General features: G+C 65.5%; 11 protein-coding genes and 1 tRNA gene. 9 read left to right on the top strand and 3 right to left on the bottom strand.

Translation table 11 applies throughout. The annotated features are described in order from the left end of the window. Positions 1-7: 7 nt before the first annotated feature. Positions 8-973 (bottom strand): hypothetical protein, encoded by a 966-nt coding sequence (locus KF733_12280; protein QYK55771.1) that lies wholly within the window; start codon positions 971-973, stop codon positions 8-10. A gap of 157 nt (positions 974-1,130) precedes the next feature. Here KF733_12280 and KF733_12275 point away from each other — a divergent pair, with 157 nt between their 5' ends. From KF733_12275 to KF733_12250, 6 genes are all read left to right on the top strand, one after another. Beyond that, positions 1,131-2,825 carry a S1 RNA-binding domain-containing protein gene (locus KF733_12275; protein ID QYK55770.1) on the top strand — a complete coding sequence of 565 codons (1,695 nt, stop codon included), beginning with the start codon at positions 1,131-1,133 and terminating at the stop codon, positions 2,823-2,825. A gap of 46 nt (positions 2,826-2,871) precedes the next feature. Further along, positions 2,872-3,387 (top strand): dephospho-CoA kinase, encoded by a 516-nt coding sequence (locus KF733_12270; GenBank protein QYK55769.1) that lies wholly within the window; start codon positions 2,872-2,874, stop codon positions 3,385-3,387. 188 nt (positions 3,388-3,575) lie between these two features. Then, the gene (locus tag KF733_12265; protein QYK55768.1) at positions 3,576-5,474 is read left to right on the top strand and encodes a hypothetical protein; all 1,899 of its coding nucleotides are present in this window, start codon (positions 3,576-3,578) and stop codon (positions 5,472-5,474) included. Positions 5,475-5,546: 72 nt separating this feature from the next. Next, positions 5,547-8,387: a hypothetical protein gene (locus KF733_12260; GenBank protein ID QYK55767.1), complete on the top strand. Its 2,841-nt coding sequence runs from the start codon at positions 5,547-5,549 to the stop codon at positions 8,385-8,387. 103 nt (positions 8,388-8,490) lie between these two features. Then, positions 8,491-10,449, top strand: a complete 1,959-nt coding sequence (locus KF733_12255; protein ID QYK55766.1) for a hypothetical protein — start codon at positions 8,491-8,493, stop codon at positions 10,447-10,449. 7 nt (positions 10,450-10,456) lie between these two features. Further along, complete coding sequence (locus KF733_12250; protein QYK55765.1) at positions 10,457-12,169, top strand: hypothetical protein; 1,713 nt, start codon at positions 10,457-10,459, stop codon at positions 12,167-12,169. Here the strand turns inward: KF733_12250 and nadB are convergent. Continuing rightward, on the bottom strand, positions 12,117-13,652 hold the full coding sequence (gene nadB / locus KF733_12245; protein ID QYK55764.1) for an L-aspartate oxidase: 1,536 nt from the start codon (positions 13,650-13,652) through the stop codon (positions 12,117-12,119). The genes KF733_12250 and nadB overlap by 53 nt on opposite strands. A gap of 50 nt (positions 13,653-13,702) precedes the next feature. Beyond that, positions 13,703-13,777 (bottom strand) — tRNA-Val (locus KF733_12240). A gap of 314 nt (positions 13,778-14,091) precedes the next feature. Between KF733_12240 and KF733_12235 the strand changes: the two genes are divergently transcribed. The 3 genes from KF733_12235 (at position 14,092) to lon (ending at position 18,058) form a co-directional block, all read left to right on the top strand. Further along, entirely contained in the window at positions 14,092-15,063 is a 972-nt protein-coding gene (locus KF733_12235; protein ID QYK55763.1) for a prepilin-type N-terminal cleavage/methylation domain-containing protein, read from the top strand. Positions 15,064-15,170: 107 nt separating this feature from the next. After that, the gene (locus KF733_12230; GenBank protein QYK55762.1) at positions 15,171-15,629 is read left to right on the top strand and encodes an Hsp20/alpha crystallin family protein; all 459 of its coding nucleotides are present in this window, start codon (positions 15,171-15,173) and stop codon (positions 15,627-15,629) included. Further along, positions 15,626-18,058, top strand: coding sequence for an endopeptidase La (lon, locus tag KF733_12225; protein QYK55761.1), 2,433 nt, complete (start codon positions 15,626-15,628; stop codon positions 18,056-18,058). Before KF733_12230 ends, lon begins: the two co-directional genes overlap by 4 nt. Positions 18,059-18,084 lie beyond the last annotated feature (26 nt).

The following is an 18,084-nucleotide window of genomic DNA, read 5'->3' as shown; positions in this document are numbered from 1 at the left end:
CCGAAGTCTATCCGAGTGTGACCGGAATCTTCCAGAACTCGGCGCTAGAAAGCAGGGCGTGCCGCCAGCCGCGCACGCTCACCGTGCACTCAAGGGCGTGGAGGGCGTAAAGGCAGCGCTCCAAGATCAACGCCCCGGCGTGAATGGTGTGCTCGCGGCGGGCCTCCAGCCCGACCACGGCGCGACGGCCCGCGTCGCCCAGGCTTCCGAGCCAGCTTACCGCCCGGCTGACCTCCTCGTAATCGAGCACGGCGCCATGGACGCGTTCCGGATCCCACTCGGCGAGCTTCTCCCGGATCGAGACCAGGTTGGTGCCGGTGGCTCCGAGCGTGACGGTGCGTCCCGATTGGCCGGGGAGGAACTCCATGCCTATGGCGGCGTCAAGTTCGCGGACGGCGGCGAGGTTCTCGGAGTAGCCAGTGACGTCCGGCTTCAGGGCCCCTTCGCGCAGGGCGAGGGCGCCGATCGGAAAGCTCCGTCGAAAGAGTACGCGCCAGTCGTCGCGGACCTTTTCGGCGGCCACGATCTCGGTGGATTGTCCGCCGGGGTCGACGATGCTGACCCGGGTCTCGTTCGCGAACAGGGGGTCTTCGACGACGGCGCGGAAGCCGAGCTCCGCCTCGGTGTCGCCGGGGATCACGACGACGGGGGTGGCTTGAGCCTCGGCGGCGGCGAGGAACTCTGGGGTGTCGCGGGCGATGCGGGCGGCCATGGTCGCAGCGGCGACGGTCTCTTGCGCACCGAGGGCCGCAGCCTCTTTCCAGGCTCGCCGCAGGGCGGCGAGAGTCTGGCGCGCGCCCTCTGGGTCGAGGCGACCCGTGGACTTGGTGCCCCGGCCGAGGCCGGTGACGACCGAGAAGCCCCCGGTCTCCCGCCAGCCCCGGCCGTCCCAGGCGGCGACGGTGAGGAGGGTGGAATTGGACCCGACATCGATCGCGGCGCGGACAGGGCCTAGTCCGGACTCGGAACTCATCCGCCTCAGATCATGCTTGAGCGTGGGGAAGGGCTTGGGCCATACCTAGAAAAACGTCCCCTTCTGTCAAGACAAAAGGATAGTACGTTAAAATAGCGAGAAGTGATGCTCTTCGTTCTAGGTATCTTACGATGAGCCTCCAGAGAGTGCCCTTAGCATGAGCGACGATCAGATGACGACCACTCCCACGGCGACCGAGGCGGAAGCCGAGGCAACCAGTGGCGTCGCGCCGAGTCCCGAGCCCCAGGCCGAAGTGCCCGGCTCCGACGCCCAGGTTGCGACATCGATGAACGGAACCGAGGAAGCTGCCGCTACGCCGGAAGCCGACTCCGCGGCCGCGCCGGAACCCACCGCAGAGCCTGTGGCCGAGTCCGCCTCCGAACCCACGGCTGAAGCCACCGAGGCTTTGGCAGAAGAGCCGTCCCCGGCCGAACCGGCCGCCTCGACCGAGCCAATCGCCGCAACCGAGCCGGGACCGGCCGTCGAAGCGGAGGCCCCAAAGGCGCCGGAGGCCTTCGGTGAGCAGCCCAGCGACGCCGACCTCTTTGAGCAGGCGCTGGCTGAAATGCAGCCGGACGAAGCGAACAAGCGCGAGTCGAACAAGGGCGTCTCGCGAGGCGACCGCATCGAGGCGGAAGTCATCCAGGTCGAGAAAGACCGGGTGTTCGTGAACCTAGGCACCAAGGCCGAGGGCGTCGTCCCGCTCAGCGAGCTGACGGACGAGAACGTGGACTCGGCGATCGGCATCGTGAAGCCGGGCGACCGGTTCCAGGTCGTCGTGTTGAAGACGGGCAGCGCGGAAGGCAGCCATGTGGTCTCCAAGAAGAAGGCCGATTTCGACGCCACCTGGTACGGCATCGTCGACGCCTTCGAAGAAGGTCGTGCGTTCGAAGCGCAGGTCGTGGACCGCGTGAAGGGCGGCCTCGTGGTGGACATCGGCGTCCGCGGCTTCGTGCCGGCGACCCATGTCGGCAACGGTCGGCTCCGCAATATCGAAAAGTACGTGGGCCAGACCCTTGTGGTAAAGATCATCGAGATCGACCGCGAGCGGCGCAAGGTGGTCTTGAGCAACAAGGCGGCCGAGGACGAGCGGCGCGAGGAAGTCAAGGTCAACATCTTTGAGAACGCGCGGCCGGGCGAGGTCCTCACCGGCGTCGTCCGACGCCTGACCGACTACGGCGCGTTCATCGACTTGGGCGGCATCGACGGCCTTCTCCACATAAGCGAGATGAGCTGGTACCGCATCGACCATCCGCGCGAAGTCCTGAAGGAGGGCGACGAGCTCCAGGTCATGGTGTTGCGGCTCGACCCGAACGCGGGCCGCGTCAGCCTGGGCCTGCGCCAAGTCCTGCCCGATCCGTGGAACCTGATCAAGGACAACTACAAGCAGGGCCAGAAGATTAAGGTCAACGTCAGCCGGATCGTGCAGAGCGGTGCGTTCGTCCGTCTGCCCGAGGGCGCGGAGGCGTTCTTGCCGCTCAGCGAGTGCTCCAGCAAGCGCATCAAGAAGGCGGACGAGGTCCTCACCGAAGGCGAGGAGATCGAACCGATGATCATCGACCTGCGCGCGGAGGACCGCAGGATGGTGCTCTCGCTGCGCGAGAACGCCCAGCCTGGCGCCGACTACGGCTACGGCGGACGCGGAGGCGAGCGGCGGCCTGGCGGCCCCGGAGGGCCGGGTGGCGGCGCCCGGGGCCGAAGGCCGATGCGCCGCGACGAGCAGTCGACCGAGGCTCCCCAGGCGACCATGCGCGCCCCAACGGGCGGCGCGACCATCGGCGAGAGGCTTGCCGGTCTGAAAGGACTCCTCAAGCCGGGCGCCGAGGAAGAGACCGACGACCAGGGCAGTTAAACCGACCGTTGCCCTCACCGGGGGCATTGCCGAAGGGAAATCGACCGTGCTCGACTCCCTTCGGCGTCTCGGCGTCTCGGTCGGCTCCGCCGACGATATCGCCGCGCGTGTGCTTGACGACCGCGTCGTCCAGGCCGAGGTCGCGCACGCGCTCGGAGAGACCCCTCCTCTCGACCGGAACCGGTTGCGCGCCCTCATCGCGGCCGACGTCGTGCGCCGGCGGGCCGTGAACCGCGTCCTTCACCCGCGCATCGCGGCGGAGATCTTTGCGTCGCGAGCGTCTGTGGTGGAGATCCCGCTGCTGATCGAAACGGCGCTGCACGAGTTTTTCCCGCGCGTTTGGGTGGTGACGTGCGGCCCGGAAGAGCAGGAGCGGCGCCTCACCGCGCGCCTTGGTGACCCGGCCCTCGCGCGGGCTTTGATGAAGACGCAATTGCGGACCACCGCAAAAGTTCCCTTCGCGGACGTGATTATCCGAACCAACTCGCCACTGGCCGACGTCCATTCGGCTGTCGAACACGCAGCGAAGGCATGTGGATTGCTCCAAAAGCGGGCCCTTTGACCCCCTTTTGAATATCCCTTGCCTTCGTTAATAGGTTCAGGAGGGGATAAGCCGCCGTCGGCGGTCGTTGCCCAGCCTGGTCCGGTTCGGCTAAGATTGACAGTCTCGCCGCCAGCCCGTCTGGCGCCGCGAACAGTTGGGACAGCGACAATGGAGATGCGCAGGACGAACGAGGAGGAATCTCGAGCGTGAAACGACAAGGATTGGTGACAACGTCGGCATGGGCCGCATTAATGAAGATGGTGGCCGCCGTCTTCGCGCTTTGCGCAGCGATGCCCGCCGCCGCACAGCTCGAGACGCTTCCAAGTTGGGCTCTCGTCGAGTTTGTCAACAAATCGAAGTCGCAGACGATGCCGGTCGGCCAGATGGCCGTCCAGGCCTTGGCGAACGAACTTGCCCGCCGTGGGGAAGTCGAGGTCGTTCCGCTCGAAACGGTTTCGCGACAGATTGAGACGTTGGGCTACCAGATCCCCGTCGTACGAAGCTCTGACCTTCAGCGGCTCGGCCAGGCTCTGCAGGCGAACACCCTGGTGAGCGGCGAAGTCGTCAACTATCGGATTGTGAGCACGAGCGGCGGCCGACAGGGCCAGGTGCTCGTGCGGATCGTCCTCTGGGACGTCGCTTCCGGGCTCGCCGTGAACGGCGCCGCGCTGGGGGCGAACTCCGACATCCTCTCTGGCGAGGTCGCCGACGAAGAGCTGATCCGGCGGGCCTTTGACCAGGCCGCCTTCCAGGCTCTCAACAGCATCAATTCCCGGAACCTTCCGGCGGCAACGATCCTGAACACGCTGAACGACCGCGCCCTCGTCAACCGCGGGTCGCGGGTCGGCTTCGAGAACGGCCAGCGCGTCATCGTGACGCGCGGGTCGAGCCAAGTGGCCGAGGGCATCATCCGCGAGGTCGACCCGGACAGTTCGTTCGTGGAGACCACTCGCAGCTTCCGCGGCATGCAGCCGGGGGACAAGGTCCGCGCCGTCTTCGACGTGCCGGAGATCCGCAGCACGTGGTCCAATTCTGGCGACGCGCAGCCTGCGCGGCGCAAGCAGTCCGGCGACAACTCCGGCCTCGTCTCTCTCGTTCTGGTCCTTGCCTTGCTCGGCTTCTTGCTCGGCCAGGGCCGTGGGAGCAACCAGGACGCCGTCTCCGCCGTGAAGAGCGAAGCGATCGTCCTAGGTAACGACGTGCCGGCCGTCCGGGTCAGCTGGACTCGAGACAGCTTCTTCCGCGGCAACCAGATCGGCCCGGTGCAATACCAGGTCTGGCGGCAGAACAAGAACACGGAGCCTGTCGCGATCGCGGCCGGCAACCAAAACTTCACCTACGACGACGCCAACGCGAGCTTCCTCGGCCCGAACTGGGGAGACTTCAACGGGGTCATCGGCGGCCAGACGTGCACCAATGACTCGGTGCCCACCGTCGACTTTGAAAATATCACTCCGGCTGTGCCGGGCACGCCTTACCGACACTCGGTCGAGGTCGTCTACCGCGTCTCCACGCTCGACCTGCCCGGTGGCGGGACGACGGGTGGAACCGGCGGCACTGGCGGCACTGGGGGAACAGGTGGCACCGGTGGTACCGGTGGTACCGGTGGCACGGGCGGAACAGGCGGAACTGGCGGCACCGGTGGCACGGGGGGCACGACAGGTGGCACGGACACGGTCTACTGCTACTTCGTCTCGCCGCGCGTCCCGACGAGGGGCCAGGCCACTCCGCTGAATAGGCCGACGCCGCTGAACCCGCAGGACAACGAGATCGTCCAAGTGCCGATCAAGTTTGTCGTGAGCTCGGTGCGCGGCCCGATCGCGAGCATCCCGCTCGAGTACGTCATTCAGATATCCGACCGGTCTAATTTCCCGAAGGGGCGAACTTTTACGTCCGATTCCTTCATCGATCTTACGACGGCGACTGGTGGTCGGGTGAGCTCTCCGGTGATCAACACCGCGACGATCTATCCGACTTCTAACGTGCTCTACTGGCGGGCAGGCGTGAGGAACCCCGAGGACGTCCCCGGGCCTGTTCCGGACGCAAGCGGCCAGCGGTACATCTTCAGCGCCTTCAGGCGGATCCAAAGGACGACCAACCCTTAACCGGGGAATCGTCCGAAAGCTGAGTTGGCCCCTCCGACGACCTCGGAGGGGCAGGGACCTAAGAAGAGAAACATGCGCAAGTTTTGGAAATCGATGGCGGGGTTGGGTCTGGCGCTCGCGGCAAGCGCAGCGACAGCGCAAACGGGGTGGTTCTACGAGTGTATCGACCCCGAGAACGAACAGCCCTACAGTGACGATTACAGCCGCTACGACATCGGCAACGATCTCATCCACGCCCTGATCGGGTTGAGCGGAAACGTCACCTACGGTGGCCAGAACGGCCCGTGCTATGCCCCGACGGCCAGGACGCTGGACGCTTCAGGCCGCTTCGGCTATTACGTAGGCAGCGAAGGTTCTCTTCAGACAGACTTCGACAACTTCCAGGCCCTCACCATGGGCGCCCCCAACGACCCCGTCGGCGACTACACCTACGCGAAGATTCTGAAGGGCGGCAACACGAATGCCAGTTCCGTGCTCTTTGGCGACGGCGGGCTTTACAGCGCATATGTCGGCGCCAGCAAGAGGTATGCGGTCGTCGCTTGGGCGGACGGCGACGTGGACGTGCAACTGCAGGTGAAGGTCATCGGCAACGCAGTCCGCAACCAGTGGCGGATTCGAAACCTCTCGGCCGAGTCCCTCGACCTGGGCCTCCTCTGGGGCAGTTACGTCGGGATGCGCACGAGCGGCGGCCAGCGCGATCGGTACGACGGCACGAACCAGGCCCATTCGGCCTTGAGCACGCGGAGCGGCTTCCGCAAAGGCTTTGACACGAACAACGACCGCTACCTGGGCTTCATCCGGATGCCAACGGGGCGGCCCGTTCGCAACGAGCGGCGCTACGATTCGAGCAGCCCGCGCTTCCCCACGCACGTCGATTTCCTTTGGGGCCAGGCGGAGCCTTACGGGATTCGGGTGGAGAACACTCCGGGGTCTTCCACCCCTGACGCCACCGCGGCCGACCTCATCGTCATCGGGAACCAGGGCGCCTTCACCTCCCCTGGTCTCCTCTGGGGCAACCAGATGCGCCTGAACGTTTTCGGGGACAGCCCGAACAACCCGGCGCCGGCCGAGGAAGCCGACATCTTCTTGAACGAGACGGCGTATATCCAGCGGTTCCCGACTAGCGCAACGCCCTCGGGCGCCGTTCGCGAGATCGTCCACTACATCCGGACGAACTGGTCTGTCGGCGACTACCGCGATCCCTACGCGTTCCTGTTGGACCCGCCGCGCCTCTTGCAGACGGACCCGAACGGGCTGAACGGGCTCTCGCCGAACCCGTTGACCCTCCGGGCTTACGTGGACAACCAGTACGCCACGCTTGACCGAGAGGTCGACCTGCGCAACGTCCGCTTCACCATCTTCCTGCCCACCGGTCTGAAGCTTGCCGACGGCGAGCTGCAGCAGAAGACGGTCGACCTCATCGCTTCGAACGCGATCGGTTCGGTCGACTGGAACATCGTGGCCGACGGCAAGGTCTTCGGCGACCTGCCGGTCCGAGTCACCGTCAGCCCGACCCCTGGCCCGGCGAAGGAGCTCACGGCGATCGTCAAGGTCGCGGCTACGCCGAAGCTGGACCTGCCCGCTGGCGCGAACCTTGTCACGATCCCCTACTCGTTCCAAGACTCCTCCTTCGAGTCGATCTTGGGCCTGCAGTCGGGCGTCGACTTCGTCGCCTATCGCTGGGACACTCTTCAGAACGCCTACATCCCTGCCTCTACGGTTGAGCGGGGGACGGGCTACTGGATCGTTCCGAAGAACGACCTCAGCTTCTATGAGTTGAAGGGTGCCCTGTTGCCGAACGACGCTCCGCAGGGCGGCCTCACGATTCGGCTCCAGCAAGGCTGGAACCTGATCGGCAACCCGTACAGCTACGAAGTGCCGATCACCGACCTCCTCGTTGTGGCTGAGGACACCCCCGAGGACGGCATCCCGTGGATCGAGGCGGTGGGCTCTGGCTTCGTCCAGTCCAGCCTCGCCTACTGGAAGCGCGACGAATCGCTCCCGGGAGGTGGCCAGTACGTGTTCACCGAAGGTGTCGGCGATGTGCTGAAGCCGCACACGGGATACTTCGTCTTCTGGCAAGCCTTCAAGCCTGGGACGATCATCGTGCCACCGGTCTTCATCGAGGGCCTGGACAATTCAAGGCAGACGGTCGACAAGGTTTGGAAGCAGACCGACCGCGAATGGCGGCTCCAACTCTCGGCCCGCACGGCCAAGGGCATCGACAGCCGCAACTATGTCGGCGTGATGCCGGACGCGAAGAGGGCCGAACAAGCCGCGATCCTGAAGCCGCCGGCCGCGCCGCAACAGAACGTCGAGCTCTACGTCGAGGACCAGAAGGCGGGCAAGGAAACCCGGTTCGCCACTGCCGTGAGCAACTCTGGCGCGCGTAAGGAGTGGACGGTGAAGGTCAAGGCGAACGAGCCTGGAGAAGTCACGGTCACGTGGCCGAACCTCCCCTCGGTGCCGCGCAATATGCGGTTCCGCCTGGAAGACCCGGCGACAAAGGAGACGCGAGACCTCAGGGCCACCTCGGGCTACACGTTCCGCATGGCCGAGTCCGGCACGAGGACGCTCAAGCTCATCATGGAGCCGGGCGGGTCTGCGCGACCCGTCATCGGCAACGTCGTTGTCTCGCGGCCTGGCCGCGGGCTGACCGCTCCGATCTCAGTGACCTATGCCCTCTCGGCTGACGCCCTCGTCTCCGTCCGCGTTCTTTCGAACACGGGCAAGGAGGTCTTCACGATCACGCGGGGCCGGGCCGACAACGCGGGCCAGAACTCTGTCTCCTGGGCCATGCGCGACAAGGCCGACCGAGCGGTCGCCCCGGGCGTGTACCGAGTCGAGATCCTGGCAGAGACCCCGAACGGCGAGCGGGTGCGAAAGATCGTCCCCGTGAACGTCGTGAGGTGACCGTCGCGTCCCGCCCCCTGCGCCGAGTGCGCCGGGGGCGGGGCCGGTGCTCAAGATGCACATCCGCCCCTCTCTCCGACAGCTCGTCGCGATAGGGGCGGTCTTGCTTGGAGCCCTCCCCGCTTTGGCCCAGCGCGGCACGGTCGAACTCAAGGCCTTCCCGGCCATGGCCGTGGCTGACGGCAACAGCACCGTCACCCTCACGGCCGAAGTCCGCGACCAAAACGGCCGGTTGGCCCGGAACGGGACGACCGTGGTCTTTGAGACCGACCGGGGGCAGTTCCGAGCCCGAAGCGTGATCGAGACGACGGACGGCTTCGCCCGAATCGCGCTCACTGCGCCCGGCACCGCCGGCACCGCGAAGGTCCGCGCTTCTGCACCAAGCCTGAGCGCCCAGGCCTCCATCGAAGTCGAGTTCGTAAGCGACCCCTCGATCCTCAGCTCGGCCAAGGAGTTTATCGAGGTCGCCTCCGACGGTCGGCTCCGCTATAGCACGCAAGAGCGGCTCATGGAGGCGGAGGGCGGCGAACACCCGGCCGAGCTCCGCTACCGCGAGATCGAGATCGTGGCCGACCACCTCCAGCTCAGCGTCTCAAACGGGGACGTGCGCGCACGGGGGGCGGTCGTCAAGATCGGGTCTCACAGGCAGCGCTTCCGGGAAGTGCTCGTGCACCTTTATCAGCGCAAGGGGCTGGGCCTGATCGACCAGGAATCGGTCCAAGTGAAGGCTGTGCCGACGGCCTCCGGGATCGTCCCGACGGTGGGTCGGACGCGCGAGCTCGTTGCACAGGACATCGCGTCGTCCGGCTTCTCGCGCCACCGGGGCGACCTCGACCTCAGCGGTATGAAGTTCACGGACCTTGACATGGCGCCGTCCCTGGTCCAGGCGCGAAAGGCCGTCGTCTTCCCGAACCGGGCGATCCAGTTCCACCGGGCGAGTCTCCACGTCGGAGACCGCAGCATCATGTCGGTCCCGCTCTTCGAGCTCGACGCGAACAACTCCAGCCCGATCTTGACGGAGCAGTTCTTCAACGTCTCGAACAGCTCGGTGGCCGTGAACTACCCGCACTACTTGTCGCTGGAGCCGGGGCGGACGAGCCTGCTCCGGTTCCGCTATGGCAACCGGCTCACCTCGGGGCTGGGTGCCGCGGGAGGCATGTTCATGGACTTTGAGCACGCTTGGAACCAGGGGGCCAGCAGTGACGGCGGACTCGTCGTCTCCGGCATCGGCCGCGACGACTGGGGCGCGAACGTGCGCCATTATTGGCAGCCGGACGCCCGTTCGCAGTTCACTGCGCAAGTGAACCTCCCCGCCCACCGCAGCCTTTATGCGAACACCAGCTATAACCGGCAGCTCGGCCATTACAGGCTCAACCTGAGCTATGAGCACGGCCGGACGCTGAGCGGATACCGCTACATCAGCGACTCGGCCCTGGCCAGCATCGAACAGCAGCCGGCGAAGCTCGGCAACCTTCCCGCCACGGTGTCCCTCGGGGTCACTGCGCAGGAGAGGCGCATCCAGGGGGCGGTGCCGATCAGCCAGCAGGGCGTGGACTTGCGTATGCGCATGGATTCAAAGCCCTTCAACATCGGTCGCTCCGGAACGCTCATGGCGAGCTATAACCTCGCCCGGCAGTTGGGGAACGGCAATGGGAGCGCGTTCTCGCAACAGGCGACGCTATCGCTGTCCACGACCCCGATGGAGGGGCTCTTCGTGCAGAGCACCTATGAGTACGTGCGCGATGGTTTCACAGAGTCGATCTTGGGGAGCCACCGGTTGACCACGGAGGCGACGTTCTCCTCAGGAAGGACCTCGTTGCGCGGGTTCGCGGGCCAGAGCCTCGATGCGGACCGCACCAATCTTAGCGCGAACTTCGACTATCGGTTCAGCCCCATTTGGCGGCTCAGCTACGGCTTCTACTCCGACCGCTTCCAGGCCGATTCCTTCCTAGAGCAGACCTTCATCATTGGCTATCGCCTGGGGTTCCGCGAGATCGGCTTCAGCTACTCGACCCGCACCCGAAGGTTGGGCCTTGAAATCCTGGGAACGAGCTTTAACTAGCCTGGTCGTGGGGGCGCTCTGCTCCCTTTCGATCGGCCAGCCGACCGGGCGGTTCGTGCCGGGGCGCGACCCCGTGGTCGCAGGGTTCAAGATCGACGCGGAGGGCTTCCAAGCCGACCATCCGGCCGCGGACAAGTTCCGCTGGTCGCCAGCCCCGAAGTCGCTTTCGCTTTCGCTCGCAAAGGGCCGGACCGGCTTCTACCGCTTGGAGGGCGGCAGCGGTGCTCCGACCGCCGTGCGCGTGAACCTGGACGCCCCTGGATGGGCCGTGTTCTTCCCGGGAGCCGCGCGATTCCGGGTGACCTCGAACTCCGCGCCTTACCTCTCTACGCCCGAGGCCACGTTTGGCACTTCGGTGCCGACCCCGCAAGTGCGGTGGATCGCTGTTACCTTTACGGACAACCAGCCGCCGGTGGTGCTGATCGCGGAAGAAGCGGAGGCAGGCTGGGTCTGTGAGGGGCGGCCTGGCAATTGGCAAATCCGCTCCACGGGCGGATTCCAGGGCTGGGTGCGGGTCGGACTCCCCCTCGGGGCGGTCGGGCATGCCACGCCCTCGGCAAGCGGGCTGGGGCGGGTGCTGAAGGCGCTGGCACCCGCGGCGATGGTGATGGCAGCGCCCGAGCCCCACCTGGTCTCCACCGACTACCAAGAGACTGCCGCCGGGATCCGCGTGGTCTGGCGGTATGACCGGCAGGGGGCCGTCGTGCCTCCCGCAGTGGTCTTGGGCAAGGCGGGCGGTTATGCCTTGCGGGTGGCCTCTTCTGTGGCCGACCTTGGCGCACCGACCTCCGAAGGTCCGCTTTACGTCACGGGGGAGCCCAAGCTTGCGGTGGAGTTTCCCGTCCCGCTCTTCGCGCGGGGACGGCCCGTCGCGCGCGGCAACCTGGACACGCTCGCCCAGCCGGAATCTGTTTCGATCCCGGGTCTGGCTGCGCGGTGCCTGGTCGCGTCATCCACCCTGGAAACCCGCGAAGCGGCCTCGGCCGCACGGCGCCGGTACCTTGCCGCCGCTAAGACTTACTCCGCGGGACCGAGCGGGGCGAAGCTGCCTTTCAATTGGGGCGGCGAGGGCCTCGAAGCAGCCGCCGAACAGGCGCTCTTGGCCGAGGCCCTCGCGCTGCCCAGGTCAGAGCCGATAGCGAACCCCCTGCTCGCGGCGCTCACGGACGCGGTGGACCCGCTCACCTGGAGAATCCCGGTCGACGACCTGGCGGCGGGTGCGCGGTCGGCCGAGCTGGTCGCCCTGGCCGCGTTCGTCCGAGGCTCGAGCGCGGATCGGGCCCTGGCCGGCCAACTGACGGCGGGGACTTACGCGGGGCTCGCCTTTCCCGCCTTTGCGCGCCGAGTGGGCTTGCCGCCGGAGACCGTGATCGAGCCCTGGTTCAGGTGGATGGCGCTGGGAACCGGTCTCTTGCGAAAGGACGGGCCGGATCTCGCCCAGTCACCGCTTAGGCTCCTCTCCAACCATTCGGTGACTGCCGACGAGACAGGGCGTGAGCTGCGATGGGCGCACTATGGAGGCGTCGATCCCGAACTCCGGTTCGCCTCGGACAGCGACTTTCGCTTGGAGCCTTTGGAAAACCTGAGATCGCTCCAGGTCGAGCAGGCTTTCGGCGAGGCGAAGGTGACCTACGTGCCGCTTGGCCCTGGCATCTGCCGCGCCAGGCTTACGCGCGAGCCTTGGGCGCGGCCGTTGCCGGTCGCTCCGGCCTGGCCCTGACCGTTTGGTCAAAATCGGCGTTGTAGTGGAGGCCGACGTTCTCCCTACGCTGGATGGCCCCGTCCACGACATACCTCGCGGCAACCAAAAGGTTAAGAGTTTCCAGTGAGTAGGTAGAGAAAGGCGCCTCGTTCGCGCTCTCGTACTCATCGCGGAGTTCGGCGACCCGCTCTTGGGCCGACCGAAGCCCGGCGGTGGTGCGGAAGACGCCGACGCCTTGGGACATCGCATTCATGAGGGAGTGGCGGATGCGGACGGCGTCGTTCTCGAGTACAGACTTGGGGGGCGGGGGCAGGGTCGCGGGGGTTCCCGGTGCTGGTTCGTCCTTGGCCGCGGCCGCGGCGGCCGAGGAGAAGACCATCGCTTCGAGCAGACTGTTGCTGGCGAGGCGGTTCGCGCCGTGGACGCCCGTTCGTGCGACCTCGCCGGCGGCGAAGAGCCCGGGCAATGTGGTCTGGCCCTTCAGGTTTGTCACGACTCCGCCGCAAGAATAGTGCTGTGCCGGGACGATCGGGATCCAGTCTTTTTCCATCTCCATGCCCAAGTTCCTAAGCGTCGACCAAATGGTGGGGAACTCCTGTTCCAGGAGGTCGGCGTCGAGATGGGTCGTGTCGAGGTAGACGCACCACGTGGCCAGCCGCTGCATTTCGCGTTCGATCGCTCGGGCGACGACGTCGCGGGGGGCGAGCTCCAGCCGCTTGTCATAGTCGTACATGAAGCGGCGTCCGCGATGGTTCCGCAGCGTGCCGCCGGCTCCCCGGACGGCCTCGCTGATCAAGAAGCCGCCTGCCTGGGCATGGTGAAGCGTGGTGGGGTGGAACTGCATGAATTCCATGTCGCGGATCTCGGCGCCGACCCCGTCGGCGAGTCCGATGCCGTCAGCGGTGGCCACCCTGGGGTTCGTGGTCTGGGCGTAGAGACGGCCGCAACCGCCGGTCGCGAGCATGACGGCCCGGCCCAGGAAATGGCGCGCGCCGAGGTCGGCGACCTCCGCGCGGACGCCGACGACGCGGCCGTTCGCAGTGAGGAGGTTCGTGGCGTAGGCGTTCTCGAAGAACGTGATGTTGGGGTTCTCGCGGACGGCCCCGCTGACGGCGCGTTCGACTTCCCAACCCGTGCGGTCGGCATGGTGGACGATGCGGTTGCGGCTGTGGCCGCCTTCTCGGCCGAGGCTCAGGTCGAAGCGGGCGCCGAGCGACCTCAGCCATTCGATTTCGGCCGGCGCCTGGCGCACGAGGAAGCGTACGGCTTCGACGTCGCACAGCCCGGCGCCCGCGACGAGAGTGTCTTCCTCGTGCAGCTGCCAGTCGTCGCTCTCGCCGATCGCAGCGGCGATGCCCCCTTGGGCATAGTTGGTGTTGGACTCGGTCAGCGCGGCTTTGGTGAGGACGCAGACGCGGCCGTGCTCGCTGGCGCGAAGGGCAAAGGTGAGTCCGGCGAGTCCACTCCCTACGACGAGGAAGTCGTGCTGCTCGAAGGCCATCTGCTCCGGAGTCTAGACGGACCAGGCGTGGTGACTTTGGACCAGGCGCATGGTGGGCGGTACAGGATTTGAACCTGTGACCCCTTCGGTGTGAACGAAGTGCTCTACCGCTGAGCTAACCGCCCGAGAGGAACAGATAGTTTACCTGTGTGGCGGTCGTTGCGACTGGCGGCGGGCGACGCGGGAAACTTTGAGGGGCGAGAGGGCCCAGGTTCAGCTCGGGGGCCTGAACGGTTTCAGCAGCGGAGGGCGAGGAAAGTGCAATTTGGTCTATCAAAAACGCCAAGTTGAGCAACAAGGCCTAGGAACTCAACCAGTTTCCGGCATCAATCCTGCCTTTTCGGGCCCCTGAACCGATCTTTCGGCACCTGGAGTGCGTCATACTCCTGTCTTGCGACGAGGGCTCCCCACCGGGGGTGTCTGTACGTTGGAGAGAGCCATGAAAAGAGCCTTTACGCTCATTGAGCTGTTGGTCGTTATCGCAATCATTGCGATCCTTGCGGCCATTTTGTTCCCCGTCTTCGCCCAGGCGAAGCAAGCCGCCAAGAAGAGTCAAAACCTCAGCAACATGAAGCAGCTGGGCTTGGCGACGAAGATCTACATCGACGATTACGACGACACCCTGTTCCCCCACCGGTTTAACTGCCCGGGCAACGGCCAGGGCGCCAGCGTCATCTGCCCGCAGTACGTGGACACGACCCGCGCGAGCGGCCTCGTCCCGGACGCGGAAATGCTCCGCGGCCCCGGCGGCGGCACCGAGGCGCTGAAGCGGTATTACTGGGTCTACATGCTGAAGCCGTACACCAAGAACGTCGGCATCTTCCAGAACCCCGCTGGTGAGAACAAGTTCGTGCCGGGTGCGACCACGCAGTACAACTGCACCGGCGCCGGCTGCTCGGGCAACAACTACGGCGGACAGAACAGCTACGGCCACAACTCGGCTTGGCTCTCGCCGTCCGGTATCTATTCCGGTACGAATGAGCAGCCGGCGACCGTTCCTGAGACTTCCATCCCGTACCCGGCTTCGACGATCGAGATGGTCGACTCCGGTTTCTACAGTGCGGTCCCGGACGTGCAGAACCACTCTGGGTTCCTTAACTCGTCCCGGCTGACGGCTCAGGAACTCACTGCCGTTCGGCAGCTGGTGGAGGACCAGGGCGCCCATTTCAAGTTCTACTGGAAGAACATCGGTGGCGGTAAGTGGAGCTTCAGCGGCGGCGAGAGCGGCCAGTATGCGGGCACCACTCCGAACTCCGCAGGCGTCATCGCTGCCGTCAAGGCCGGCGAGAAGCTCTTCGGTGGTCAGATCGTTGCCCAGTACGTCGACGGCCACGCCAGCTCGATCCAGTACAAGAAGGCTATCGGCGACATCTGCTCTTGGGCTATCAAGGGCGTCAGCGGCTGCCAGTAAGCCGGCATAACGGATCGGAGCCAACGGCTCCCTCCACGGGCGAGGCGCACAGCCTCGCCCGTCTTTCTTTTCTGCGTAGCAGGCGCGACTCGCTGTACAATAGGGTCGTGTCGGAGCAGGACATCGAAGAACTGCTGCGCGTCGGCTATATCAGGCGCATCGCAAAGGAGTTTTCGTCTGCGGTCCCCCAGTTCGCACGCCAGAAAGAATGGGAGCCGCGGGTCGATGTCTTTGAACTGCCTGAGTTCGTCGTCGTCAGGGTGGAGCTCGCCGGTGTCCGCCCGGAGCAGATCAACTTGCTCTATGTCGCCGAGCGCCGCACGTTGGTCATCCGCGGGGAGCGGAGCGAGGATTCGATCTTCCAGCAGGAAGGCGTGCGGACCCACAACCTAGAGATCGAGTGCGGGGAGTTCTACCGCGAGGTCGTTCTGCCGGAAATCCCCTTGGACACGGAGAACGCCCGCACCCAGCTCTCAATCGGTTTTCTGAGCGTGGTCCTTCCAAAGGCGGAGAGCAAGGGCCAAGACATCGTTCTAAAGAGAGTAACGATCCACAAGATTAGATGAAGGAAGTTGAACTGCCCGTCGAAGACTCCGAGACGTCCGACACGGGGCCTGATCTCGAAGTCACAGCCGGGATCGACCTTGACCCGGAAGCCGAGCCGAAGCCAGACGTCCCGAACGTCCTGAACCTGTTGCCCTTGCGCGACTCGGTGGTCTATCCCATGCTGATTGCCCCTCTGAGCGTTTCGCGCCCGGCTTCGATCCAGTTGATCGACGACAGCGTGATGGGTTCGAGCCGGGTGATCGGGACGATCACTCAGAGAGAGCCCCAGACCGACGAGCCCGGGTTCGAGGACGTTTACGAATATGGCTGCGCGGTCATCATCCGCACGCTCATGAAGTCGGCGGACACGGTCCGGCTCATCGTGCAGGGCATCTCGCGGTTCCGCATCGTCGAACGCCTGCAAGAGACCCCGTACCTTCGCGCGAAGATCGAGATCATCGAAGAGCCGGCGGTCCCCGCCGAGCAGAAGGAGGAGGTCGAGGCGCTGCGTCGATCCGTCGCGGCCCTTTTCGACCAAGCCGTCCGGCTGGCGCCCCAGATGCCGGACGAATTGCGCAGCCTGACCACGGCTGTTCAGGAGGCGAACGTGGTGGCGGACCTCGTCACCGCGCACATGCCCATGGCGGTGGCGGACAAGGAGCGTGTGCTGGAGGCCGTTGACGTTCGCGACCGGCTCCGCGTGCTGCTCGAGATCCTTGGCCGTGAGGTGCGCGTGCTGGAGCTTTCCAGCAAGGTACAGAGCGAGGTCACGGCCGAACTTTCCAAGAACCAGCGCGACTACTTCCTCCGGGAACAGTTGAAGGCGATCCAGCGCGAACTGGGCGAGTTCGACGACGTCGGCGACCTCACGGAGCTCCAGGAGCAGATCGAGGCAAGTGGCATGACGGCCGAGGCGCTCAAGGAGGTCGAGCGGGAGTTCAGCCGGTTGCGCCGGATCAACCCCGGTTCGCCGGAGTACACCGTCGCCCGCACCTATGTCGAGATGATGGTCGCCTTGCCGTGGGCAAAGTCCACGGTCGACAATCTTGACCTCGCCCATGCCAGACAGGTGCTGGACGAGGACCACTACGGCCTGGACAAGATCAAACGCAGGATCATCGAGTTCCTCGCCGTGCGAAAGGTGAAGACGGACGGGCCGGTCCGCCAGCCGATCCTTTGCTTTTACGGCCCCCCGGGCGTGGGCAAGACGTCGCTCGGCAAATCCATCGCCCGGGCGATGGACCGCAAGTTTGTGCGCATCTCGCTGGGCGGTATGCGCGACGAGGCGGAGATCCGTGGCCACCGCCGGACGTACATCGGCTCGATGCCGGGGCAGATCATCCAGGGGCTGCGCCGGGCGGAATCGAACAACCCCGTGTTCGTCTTGGACGAGGTCGACAAGCTCGGGATGGACTTCCGGGGCGACCCCGCGTCGGCGTTGCTCGAAGTCCTCGACCCCCAGCAGAACAACGCCTTCCGCGACCACTATATCGATGCCCCGTTCGACCTGTCAAACGCCTTCTTCATCACCACGGCGAACCGGATGGACACGGTCCCCGCGCCGCTGCGCGACCGGATGGAGGTCATCGAGCTCGCGGGCTATACGGAAGAGGAGAAGCTGATGATCGCCAAGACGCACTTGGTGGGGCGGCTTTTGGAGGAGCACGGACTGAGCGCGCGCCGCGTGGTCGTCAAGGACGATGCCCTGGTCCACCTCATCCGGCACTACACGCGCGAGGCGGGAGTCCGCAACCTGGAGCGCGAGATCGCTTCGGTCATCCGGCGCGCCACCTACCTCTTTGCCGAGGGGCGCAAGGGCAAGCTCACCGTCACAAAGCGGTTCGTCGAGGAAGCGCTCGGCGCGCCCCGGTTTGTGAACGACCCGGTGACGGAACGGGAGCTCGTGCCGGGCGTGGCGGTCGGCCTCGCTTGGACCCCGGTGGGGGGCGAGATCCTTTTCATCGAGGCGGTGCGGATGCCCGGCAACAAGGGGCTCATTGTCACGGGCCAACTCGGCGACGTGATGAAGGAATCGGTCACGGCTGCGCTGAGCTACGTGCGCTCGCACGCCAAGCAGCTCAAGATCGACCCCCAGGAGTTTGAAAGGTCGGAGATCCATATCCACGTTCCGGCCGGTTCTGTGCCCAAGGACGGGCCGTCGGCCGGCGTGACCATGGTGACGGCGATCGCGTCGCTCTTCAGCGGGCGCCCGGTGAAGCCGCGCCTCGCCATGACGGGTGAGGTCACTTTGACGGGCCAGGTGTTGCCGATCGGGGGCGTGAAGGAAAAGATCCTGGCCGCCTATCGAGAGGGCGTCACGACCATCCTGCTACCGGAAGAGAACCGTAAGGACTATCTTGAGGAGGTCCCGGAAAGCATTCGGAAGGGGATCACGGCCCACTTTGCCAAGGATATGAGCCAGGTTCTTCGCCAGGCGTTGACGAAGTAGGAGAGGGGCGGGGGTATCATTTTACG

Source organism: Fimbriimonadaceae bacterium, from assembly GCA_019454125.1.
Classification (GTDB): Bacteria; Armatimonadota; Fimbriimonadia; order Fimbriimonadales; family Fimbriimonadaceae; genus JALHNM01.
The sequence above is the reverse complement of the archived record's forward strand: the minus strand, read 5'-3'. Positions and strand labels throughout refer to the sequence as shown.

What these genes read in the sequence shown, in the direction of transcription:
- KF733_12275 (QYK55770.1), top strand. Translation starts at nt 1,131, where the DNA reads ATGAGCGACGATCAGATGACGACCACTCCCACGGCGACCGAGGCGGAA.
- KF733_12260 (QYK55767.1), top strand. Translation starts at nt 5,547, where the DNA reads ATGCGCAAGTTTTGGAAATCGATGGCGGGGTTGGGTCTGGCGCTCGCG.
- lon (QYK55761.1), top strand. Translation starts at nt 15,626, where the DNA reads ATGAAGGAAGTTGAACTGCCCGTCGAAGACTCCGAGACGTCCGACACG.
- nadB (QYK55764.1), bottom strand. Translation starts at nt 13,652, where the DNA reads ATGGCCTTCGAGCAGCACGACTTCCTCGTCGTAGGGAGTGGACTCGCC.
- KF733_12280 (QYK55771.1), bottom strand. Translation starts at nt 973, where the DNA reads ATGAGTTCCGAGTCCGGACTAGGCCCTGTCCGCGCCGCGATCGATGTC.
- KF733_12235 (QYK55763.1), top strand. Translation starts at nt 14,092, where the DNA reads ATGAAAAGAGCCTTTACGCTCATTGAGCTGTTGGTCGTTATCGCAATC.